Annotated in this window: 9 protein-coding genes and 1 pseudogene; 8 read left to right on the top strand and 2 right to left on the bottom strand. The window is 32.6% G+C overall.

Annotation, left to right across the window (positions count from 1 at the left end; all coding sequences use genetic code 11):
- Positions 1-239: 239 nt before the first annotated feature.
- From bla to MKX31_RS13695, 8 genes and pseudogenes are all read left to right on the top strand, one after another.
- The gene (bla, locus tag MKX31_RS13730) at positions 240-1,190 is read left to right on the top strand and encodes a class A beta-lactamase (RefSeq protein WP_064475781.1); all 951 of its coding nucleotides are present in this window, start codon (positions 240-242) and stop codon (positions 1,188-1,190) included.
- 191 nt (positions 1,191-1,381) lie between these two features.
- Entirely contained in the window at positions 1,382-2,068 is a 687-nt protein-coding gene (locus MKX31_RS13725) for a response regulator transcription factor (RefSeq protein ID WP_048559889.1), read from the top strand.
- On the top strand, positions 2,065-2,625 hold the full coding sequence (locus MKX31_RS13720) for a histidine kinase dimerization/phospho-acceptor domain-containing protein (protein ID WP_340980986.1): 561 nt from the start codon (positions 2,065-2,067) through the stop codon (positions 2,623-2,625). The genes MKX31_RS13725 and MKX31_RS13720 overlap by 4 nt, the downstream gene beginning before the upstream one ends.
- Positions 2,626-2,714: 89 nt before the next feature.
- Entirely contained in the window at positions 2,715-3,062 is a 348-nt protein-coding gene (locus MKX31_RS13715; RefSeq protein ID WP_340980985.1) for an ATP-binding protein, read from the top strand.
- Between the two features lie 330 nt (positions 3,063-3,392).
- Positions 3,393-4,152: pseudogene (locus MKX31_RS13710) on the top strand (ABC transporter ATP-binding protein).
- 16 nt (positions 4,153-4,168) lie between these two features.
- Positions 4,169-5,998 carry an ABC transporter permease gene (locus MKX31_RS13705; protein WP_340980983.1) on the top strand — a complete coding sequence of 610 codons (1,830 nt, stop codon included), beginning with the start codon at positions 4,169-4,171 and terminating at the stop codon, positions 5,996-5,998.
- Between the two features lie 580 nt (positions 5,999-6,578).
- Complete coding sequence (locus MKX31_RS13700; protein ID WP_000661426.1) at positions 6,579-6,980, top strand: BlaI/MecI/CopY family transcriptional regulator; 402 nt, start codon at positions 6,579-6,581, stop codon at positions 6,978-6,980.
- Positions 6,980-8,902, top strand: coding sequence for a M56 family metallopeptidase (locus MKX31_RS13695; protein WP_064475778.1), 1,923 nt, complete (start codon positions 6,980-6,982; stop codon positions 8,900-8,902). Before MKX31_RS13700 ends, MKX31_RS13695 begins: the two co-directional genes overlap by 1 nt.
- Before the next feature lie 594 nt (positions 8,903-9,496).
- Here MKX31_RS13695 and MKX31_RS13690 read toward each other — a convergent pair.
- Both MKX31_RS13690 and MKX31_RS13685 read right to left on the bottom strand, forming a co-directional pair.
- On the bottom strand, positions 9,497-9,853 hold the full coding sequence (locus tag MKX31_RS13690) for a hypothetical protein (protein ID WP_081257286.1): 357 nt from the start codon (positions 9,851-9,853) through the stop codon (positions 9,497-9,499).
- Between the two features lie 69 nt (positions 9,854-9,922).
- A complete protein-coding gene (locus MKX31_RS13685) occupies positions 9,923-10,315 on the bottom strand; it encodes a VOC family protein (protein WP_001145279.1) in 393 nt (130 codons plus the stop codon).
- Positions 10,316-10,366 lie beyond the last annotated feature (51 nt).

The following is a 10,366-nucleotide window of genomic DNA, read 5'->3' as shown; positions in this document are numbered from 1 at the left end:
ATAGTATAAGGGAATCGTAATAGAGGATTCTATCAGTTCTTTTTCAAGATTCTTATTTATGGAACAAAATTGTTACTTAGGTTGTCTATTAAGTATACGTATAAAACAGGTGTTCATGATAGTTCGCTCATTTTATGAAAAGTGAGACGCAAGAAGAGTGATATCCGATACACGCTTTAATTGTATCGGTATGTAAACACCTAGAAAAACCATATATTCTTGAAAGAGGTTGAAAATGTATGATAGTCTTAAACAAGTTTTTTAACATGTTACATTACAAAAAGATAGTACCTGTAGTATTTCTTTCATGTGCAACGCTTATAGGCTGTTCTGATAGTAATACTCCATCTGAATCACCTAAACAAACGAAACAAACAAATCAAATCAAACAAGAAACTACTGGTAATGATTCTTTTGCTAAACTTGAAAAAGAATTTGATGCTAAACTCGGTATTTATGCATTGGACACTGATACGAATCAAACCGTTACTTATCAATCAGATGAACGGTTTGCATACGCATCTACCCACAAAGCTTTAGCTGTGGGAGTACTTTTACAAAAGAAATCAATAGAAGATCTAAATCAAAGAGTTTTGTATACTCGTGAAGATCTTGTTAATTACAATCCAATTACAGAAAAGTATGTTGATACAGGTATGACTCTGAAAGAGCTTGCAGATGCTTCCCTTCGATATAGTGATAATACTGCACAAAATCTTATTCTTAAACAATTAGGTGGACCTAGTGAATTCAAAAAATCACTGAGAGAAATAGGGGATACCGTTACAAATCCTGAACGTTTTGAACCAGAGTTAAACGAAGTGTATCCAGGAGACGCCCATGATACTAGTACCCCAAAGGCATTAGCTACTAGTCTTCAGGCTTTTACGCTAGGAGATGTACTTTCAACTGAGAAACGGGATTTATTAATAGATTGGATGAAAAGGAATACTACGGGAGACAACTTAATTCGTGCTGGAGTTCCAGGAGGATGGGAAGTAGCTGATAAGACTGGCTCGGGATCTTATGGAACCAGAAATGATATCGCAATTATTTGGCCACCAAATAAAAAGCCAATTGTTCTTGCGATACTTTCTAATCATGATAAAGAGGATGCTAAATACGATGATAAGCTTATTGCAGAAGCAACCAAAATAGCGTTAGATGCCTTAAAAGCTAAAAATAAATAATAATAGTAATTAGTTATTGAAATTTTCCTGTTTTTCCGTCACAATACTGTGACGGTCTTTTTGTGTATTTTACAAAGAATCGTCTTAAGTAAAGAAAAAAGATAGAAACAATCTCTATTAAGTTTATTAATTAATTAACAACAAATATATGCTTTATTGGATACTTATTGCATTTAATGTGGAGGAATAAAATGGAGTCAAAAATTCTTATTGTTGATGATGATAAAGAAATTAGAAATCTTATCTCTGTATACCTGGAAAATGAAGGCCTAAAAACTCAAAAGGCAGAAGATGCTATACAAGCTTTACAACTGTTAGAAGAAAAGGAATTTGATTTGATTATTTTAGATATTATGATGCCGAATATGGATGGCATTGAAGCATGTATGAAAATTAGGGAAGATCGTAATATGCCTATCATTATGCTATCTGCAAAATCTGAGGATATAGACAAAATTCAAGGTCTAGCCTCTGGCGCAGACGATTATTTATCAAAGCCGTTTAACCCATTAGAATTAATCGCTAGAGTGAAATCCCAATTAAGAAGATTTAAAAAATACAATACGCCAATAGAGCATAATAAAAGCATTCTAGAAATTGGTGACTTAACCGTAAATACAGATACATGTCAAGTATGGGTAAGAGGAAAAGAAACAAGGTTAACTCCAAAAGAGTTTGCTATTCTCGAATTACTTGCCCGCAACAAAGGGATTGTCCTGAGTGTTGCAAAAATATATGAAGCAGTTTGGAAAGAGGTTTTTTATAAATCAGATAATACCGTCATGGTGCATATTACAAAAATAAGAGACAAAATTGAAGAGGACTCTAAACATCCTATTTATATTAAAACTGTTTGGGGAATTGGATATAAAATATGAAGAATGTTAGTTTTAGAAATAAGATCATTATAAAACTTCTTGGTGCTGTTGCAGTTAGTTTTTTTATTTCATTTGGTTTAACAATCCTCATTTTGGCATACGTTATAGATCCATTATTTATAAAACACGAAGAATTTGGTATGTTTGAATTCAATTTGGTATTGTTGTTCTTATTCGCGTTCGCAATCTTTAACTTTATAATAATTTTTTTGATATTGGTTCGAAAGAAAATAGCATATTTGAAGCTCATTTCGGATAATGTAAATGATATTGCAAATGGAAAACTGGGTTTGACAATTGGGATTAAGGGGAAGGACGAATTGACCCAACTTGCTCAAAATATCAACTTTATGTCCAAGGAATTGGAAAATACATTTGAACAAGAAAGACGATTGGAACGTACAAAAAATGAACTTATCACCAATGTATCTCATGACTTACGCACACCGTTAACATCTATTATTGGCTATATAGATTTATTAAAAGAGGGCAATACAACAGTAAAACACAATTACAGGAATACCTTGAAACCACTTATTCAAAGTCACAGAGACTGAAATATTTAATTGATGAGCTGTTTGAATATACTCGTTTATCAGGCGTAGATGCTAAGTTAAATCTTAATGAAGTTGATTTATCAGGTTTGTTGGAGCAAATAGTTGGAGAATACATTCCTATATTTGAAAAGGAAAGCTTAATCGTTCAAAAATCAATTACACAAGAAACAATACCTATCTTCATAGATGTAGAAAAAATGGTACGTGTATATGAAAATCTGTTTATGAATGCGATAAAGTACAGCATGAAACCATCCGAATTATCCGTATGTCTTGAATTAATGGATAACAAAGCAATTTTGAAAGTGTCAAATAAAGTCGAGAAACCGCCAGTTAGTGATCCAAATAAATTGTTTGAAAGGTTTTTCAGGGGGACAAGGCAAGAAAAGATGACCAGGGAAATGGTCTGGGGCTTGCTATCTCAAAAGAATTGTTGAACTTCATCATGGTAATATACATGCAGAATTTAAAGACGGCTGGATGTCCTTTATTGTTGAACATCCAATAAAATAGAATGGCTTATGGAATTATAGATTCCATAAGCTTTTTTTATAAAAACTTAAGAAATCTTAAGGATTTTATGGGGTGTTTCCTAATTTTCATAGTTTATCATGGGTGTATTCAAGGTGATGGGGTGAGTGAAGAAGATAAGACGAAAGTTTTCATAGTAGCATAAGGGTGGATGCAACATAACTATTTTGTTAGTAGCAAATAAAAATAGTAGCTTATTGTAATGAAATAGAAAAAACAAACGTAGGAGGATATATATGATAAAACCAGTTGTAGATGTAAAAAACATTCAAAAATTGTACGGTAAAAGGTGAGAATCAATCACACGCGTTAAAAGGTGTATCATTCTCGATTCAAGAGGGAGAGTTTGTTGGTATTATGGGGCCTTCTGGTTCTGGTAAAACAACATTATTAAATGTAATTTCAACGTTAGATACAGCAACGGGCGGTATTGTTGAAATTGCAGGTACGGATATTACGAAAATGAAGCAAGGTGAGCTTTCTGATTTCCGTTCGCAAAAATTAGGATTCATTTTCCAGGACTTTAACTTATTAGAGAATTTATCTATATATGAAAATATCGCACTACCACTTTCCCTTCAAGGTGTTTCTTCTCGTAATATTGGAAAGAAAGTAGAAAAAGTAGCTGATATGTTAGGCATTACAGCAATACTTCAAAAGTATCCTTCTGAAGTATCTGGTGGACAAAAGCAGCGTTCTGCAGCAGCACGTGCGTTAGTGCATGAACCTGCTATTATTTTAGGGGACGAGCCAACTGGAGCTCTAGATTCCAAAAATGCAACGAGTTTACTTGATGCCATGACAAGCCTAAATAAAGAGCAAGGTGTATCCATAATGATGGTTACGCATGATCCTTACAGCGCAAGTTACTGCCAGCGTATTTTATTCATTCAAGATGGTGAGTTATATAAAGAACTTCATCGCGGTGGTACCCGTGAAGAATTCTATAAAGAAATTTTAGACGTGCTTGCAAACTTGGGCACACAAAAAGCGTAAGGAAGGAAGTTCAATCATGTTATTTAAGCTTTCTATGTCAGGCCTAAAAAGTAAGTTGCAAGATTACATTGTTTTACTTGTTGGTCTTATTGTCTCTATTTCAACTTTTTATATGTTTCAAACGCTAGCATCCAATAAAACGTTCCTTGAATCTAACTCTTCTATTAGGGATATTGTGTCTGTATTTAAAATTGGTTCCTTTTTGTTAGCGGTTATCACATTTTTCTATATTTTATATGCAAACTCTTTCTTATCAGCTCTTCGTCAAAAAGAATTTGGTATGTATATGATGTTAGGAGCAAAAAAGCATAAAGTTACCTTACTTATGTTTATCGAAACAATTATATTAGGTGCCACATCTCTTTTGATTGGAATTACAATTGGTGTTGGACTTGCAGAAGGTATCGGTCAGCTATTAATGAAACAACTCGAGTTTGCTGGCGAAGGTTATAAAGCACTTTATCTGCCATCTATAGCTATTACTTGCGTCTTCTTCTTTGCACTATTTGTATTATCGGCAATTATGAATAGTATTAAATTATCTCGTATTTCTGTACTGCAACTTGTACATGCAGATGAACAAACAGAACGTGTTGCCATAAAAGGAAAAATGACCGTTGTAATTGCATTCCTTGGTATTCTTTTATTAGGTATTGGTTATGCATCACTGATTTATATGTCATATGCAAATTCGCTAATTGTTTTGGGATTAATGGCCGTTGGATTAATCTCAGCAACCGTTGGTACTTACCTAATATTTGGATCACTTCTCCCAGTTATGATTAACAAGCTAAAGAGTAATAAAAAACGTAGTGAAAAAGGCCTCAATGCTTTTACTTTTGCACAATTAAATTTCCGCATTAATGGTCTAACAAATGTGCTTGCAACAGTAGCAATCTTAGTGGCTCTTGGTGCTGGTGGAATTGCTTGTGGTATGGCATTTAAAAACAACATCCTAAAAATGACAGATCAAATAAGAATTTACGATTCAGTCATTCATAATCCAACAGCGGAAGAAAAGACAATTTTGGGTGGTATCTTATTTCAAGAAAAACTTGAATATCATTACAAAGTGGATGATAAGTATGTTTATTATCTAAAAGAAGATTTAGAGAAAAATCGCCCTTTTATACAAGGTTTGAAAAAAGAGAAAGTTTCAGAGGGATTACCAATTGGTGCCTTTTCAATAAAATCGGTTAAAGGAGAGACGGACACAAAACAATGGATCCAGGCTTTCAGAACGATTCAGCCAGAATATGTGAATCCTGATTATGAAATAAAAATTGTAGACCAAAAAATATACGATGGTATGAAGGGTAAAGAAAGTACTGTGTTCATTGGGAAAACAGATGATTTTGGAGCATACATAAAAGAATGGAAAAAACTTGATGAATTACAGATAGCGAAATATAAAAATGTGAACGCAGAAGAATTGCATAGTAAGTATCAAACATATAATATGAGTCATGGTTTTGCCAGCGGAATAATGTTTATGGGTTTCTTCGTTGGAATTGCATTCTTAGCAATGATGGCAAGTTGTTTAATGTTTAAAGTTCTGTCGGGAGCATCAAAAGATGTAACACGTTATCAAATGCTTCATAAAATTGGTGTCCGCCGAGAATTATTAACAAAATCAATTTATAAAGAGTTATTCTTCATATTCTTATTCCCAGCAATTGTGGGGATTACTCATATATTAGTTGGTATGAACATGTTTAGCCCTCTTTTAATCGATCCGTACTCTCGCATTTGGTTACCACTTGTTATTTTTGTAGTGATTTACTCGATTTACTACTTGATTACAGTTCAATTATATAAAAGAATTGTACTTCCGAAAGAGAAGTAATAAGTATATAATTTTTAACTATAGATCGTTCAATATTTTCGACTTAATAATTTAAGAATTGGATCAGAAATACTTAAAAAGACCTAAAACTAATTGTTATTGTTTTGGGTCTTTTATATTTAAAAACGCTGATTTTATTTTAGAATTTCTAGTCTAAATAGTTTGGAGTTTCATGTCCTTGTACAACAAAAAAGGGGAGTAAAAAGACATGAAAGTAGGAACTTATTTTATAGTGTAAAATGCTGAATTATCTACAGATACATTGCATTTAGTACCCATTTTCTTGTCTCGATATATGGACAAGAAAATGGGTGCTTTTTTAAAAACGGAATATACTAATTAAGTGTGAAATTAAAATTCAATTTTATATTAGTAACAAAAAATATTTATGAAGCATCTACTTTTTTGTCTCATTAGGAGGACATGAAGTTCTATACTTATTTTAATTTTTTTCGTCCTTATGTTGATGGGCATAGGAAAGGATTTCAAAATATAAAATAAGATTGACAATACAAGATTACAAGTGTAATATTCAGGTACGGATTACAAATGTAATCCAATGGAGGTGTAATTTAAACTAATGAAAGAATTACCTAAAATTTCAGAAGCTGAGTTAGAAGTAATGAAAGTACTGTGGTCAAAATCTCCACAAACCGCAAATGAAGTGATTGAAGAGTTAGAGAAGAAAATGGATTGGAAACCCAAAACGATTCGAACACTAATTAATCGATTAGTTCACAAAGAAGCAGTTGCTTACCATCAAGATAAAGGGCGTATGTACGCTTATTATCCTTTGGTATCGCAAGATAGTTATTTACAAGTAGAAACAAAATCTTTGCTTAAACGTTTCTATGGTGCAGCATTTAAACCTTTACTTGTAAATTTCTTAAAAGAAGAAAAGCTGTCTTCAGAAGATATTAACGAACTTAAACGTATTCTGGATGAGAAAACTGAGGAAAATCAGAGGAAGGATAGATTATAGTGATAGAAAAATTTGTAAATATCTATCTACCTGCTTTTTTTGATTGGATGATTGAGACTTCCATTATGGCTAGTATATTAGTGGGCCTAATCTTGTGTATCAAGGTCTTGTTTAGAAATAAGTTAACGCCACGTTGGCAATATATGCTATGGATCATATTAATTATAAGACTTGTATTACCTTGGTCGCCAGATAGTTCCTATAGTATCTATTCTGTTCTTACTTATAAGAATGATGATGCATTCATTTCTAGGGGAAATCCTGTAGCTAAGTTTCTTACAAAAGAGAGTACGCAAGAATTAAAAGGTATAGACGATACAAAGGTTCTCACAAAAGAAGATACTTATACCTCAAGTTCAACAAAAACTGTTCAGACAAATAAGACACAAACAGGCATGAATGAAAAGCAGGATGGTGAGCCAATTCCGTTCTATACAATTTGTATATACATTTGGCTTACTGGTGTTATCCTTTTAAGTGTTGCTACTTTTATAATGAACAGGCGTTTATTACTTTACATAAAAAAACAACCTGTTATTACAGACGAGAAGATTGTCCAGCTTTTTGAAAAGTGTAAGCAATCTATGTCTATTCAACGGAATATCCCTCTATTTGTATCTGGAAAGGTTTCCAGTCCAACAGTGTTTGGATTTATTCGTCCCAAGTTGCTATTGTCAACTGTACATATGAAAATATTAGATGAGCAACAGTTACGATATATTTTTCATCATGAATTAGCTCACATCAAGCGAAGAGATGTTGGTGTGAACTGGCTTATGCATGGCTTACTAATTTTAAATTGGTTTAATCCCATTCTATGGTATGCCTACTCATGTATGCGGGAAGATCAAGAACTAGCATGCGATGCATTAGCTCTTACATGTATAGATGCAGAGGAGCGAATTGCGTATGGACATACTATTATTAGTCTATTGGAACACTACTCAAGTTATTATCAAGTACCAAGTATAGCAAATTTTAGTAAAAACAAGAGAGCGTTAAAAAGGAGAATTCTAATGATTAAAAAATTCCAAAAAAAATCATATCGTTGGTCTGCGATAGGGGCTGTGGCAGTTATTGCAGTTTCATCTGTATCCTTATTAAACGCCCGTGCTGATAAGCCGACTAACCCTGAGAAACAACAAATAGAAGTGAAAAATAATATGAAAGAATTAAAAACACAAACCGATATTCCTATACAGAAAATTGTAGAAAAAATGATTGGTACAAAAGAACGGGCAGATGCAGAATTTTTTGTTTCAGAGGGAGAGTATAATACTTTACTTAAAGAAGTTGGTTTGGCACGAAATCTGTTTACAAAAGAAGAATTTGAACGATTTATTGATTTAGAAACAGAAGCATATACTTTGGGTAAAAAAGTAAAGTTAGTAGGAAGTCCTGAAAAGTTAGATTCAGAAGAACAAAAAAAATATCAGAAAAACAGTGAAGAAATTGGACCATTTAGACAGAAAATTACTTCGGAATTTAGATTAACTAAAAAGGAAGCACAGAAATATGTTGATTTTCCAATTAATGCCCCAAGTTATGTGGTAAAAGGGTTTAAATTAACTGGAGAAGGTGTTACAACACCGAAGACTACTGGAAAAATGAATCCCGATTTTATTTATGAATATCAAAATCAAAGTAAAGATAATGTATATATTGTGCACCAATCTGCAGTTACTGATGAGGGAAAAGAATTCTCGAATAAAAGAGCGGAGTATAATGAAAAGGTAACAAATTATGAATTAGAAGGTACAAAAATAACCTTAGTTGAAAGTCTTGATACAGAGGAAACCTATAAAGTAATGCAAATGATTGTTCCTGCAAAAGGAAAGAATAGCGCTTATCAAGTCTTAATTCTTGCAGGTGATTTAAGTAAAGAAGAAACAGAGAAAATCATGCTGTCCTTTTTAAAATAAAAATAGAGTCTCAGGATTTCGTCCCTGAGGCTCTATTTTTTTAACATAAACGAAACCATTAAGTGAGAAGAGAAATTGGTATAGTCTATATAATGAGAAAGTAAGATGAAATGTACTTTTGTTAGCTTGATCGAGGTGGAGAAAGATTATATGAAAAATAACAATTTAAAACATAAATTGAATCAAGGTAGATATATTATATGGAGAACAGGAGGGAATTAAGCTGGAAAAGCAGGGAAAATTCTACGGCAGTCTCTTTTCTGCTTTGAGGTTGAAAATGATTTTGGGAAATATGACCTCAAAATAATTCATCTCCTTTTTTGAAACTTAATATAATTATTCGTATTCGAATTTAATAGTGTGGCTTATTTATCTGCCCATGTTTATCCAATAAAATTGATAAAGTTCTATTATATCTGTCTATACATGTTGCAAAATATGAAAGAAAATATAATTTTGTAACATGTATAGCGAATTTTGTTTGACTTATGTTGTTTTTAAAGGAGTGTAACAGAAAAAGCAAGAAAAGACCTGATAACAGGTCCGTTTTTGTCTTTGTTTTGGCATATAATCAATTATGTTGTTTCCCACGCATTAATATGAGCCAAGATGAAAGAAATAGGGAAACACCCTAATTTTTTTATTTCTATAATAAAATAAGATTATTAAGTCGAATGTGACAATAATAATTAGAAGTAATAAGTGTATAAGTGCATCAGTTTTACCGTGTAATAAAGAATTTATAAAGACATCCCATTCTGTTCCATAGGGAGGCTCTGCCCAATTTCGTTGCAGTCCTAACACAATTCCATTTATGAAAAAGATAATACTTAATAGAATTCTTCCAACAAATAAGGCAGCTACTTTTAAATTCCAATGCTTTATCTTGATTACGTAAAGGATTGGAAAGAGCATAAGTATCCAAAAAACGATAATAAAAACTGTATTCATCAGTTTCTACTCCTTATGTTGATAATAAATTTATTATCCCGCTAATTGTAGGCTGACTAAAGTCTCACTTTATCTCTCCGTTTCAAAAAACTCAATCCATTCTCCATCAGGACCAGCGAAGAATATGTAACGTGTTCCATCTGGTAATGTTTCAATTTCTTCTCCTAATAGAAAGGTTACGCCGTGTTTCTGTATTCTTTCAATTTCATCTTCTAATGAATCTACTTTAAAACAAATATGATGTACTTTTCCTTCTGCCGGAAGAGAAGAGTTATAACCTTCAATAAGTTCGAGTATCGTTTCCTTCGATTCTTCCACACCTAAAAAAGCGAGTTTTAAGTCTGGATTCGGGTGACCCATACGTTTAATGAGTTGTAAGCCAACTACTTCTTCATAAAATGAAATAGATGTTTCTAAGTTTGCGACCATAAGACCGACGTGTTCGATTCTTCTAACTGGCATGTAGATCCCTTCTTTCTGAAAATTATATACAATATGTTATTGAAAATTAAG

The sequence above is a fragment of the Bacillus sp. FSL M8-0063 genome, assembly GCF_038005545.1.
GTDB lineage: Bacteria > Bacillota > Bacilli > Bacillales > Bacillaceae_G > Bacillus_A > Bacillus_A wiedmannii.
Note: the sequence above shows the minus strand (reverse complement) of the source record. Positions and strands in the feature narration are given on the sequence as shown.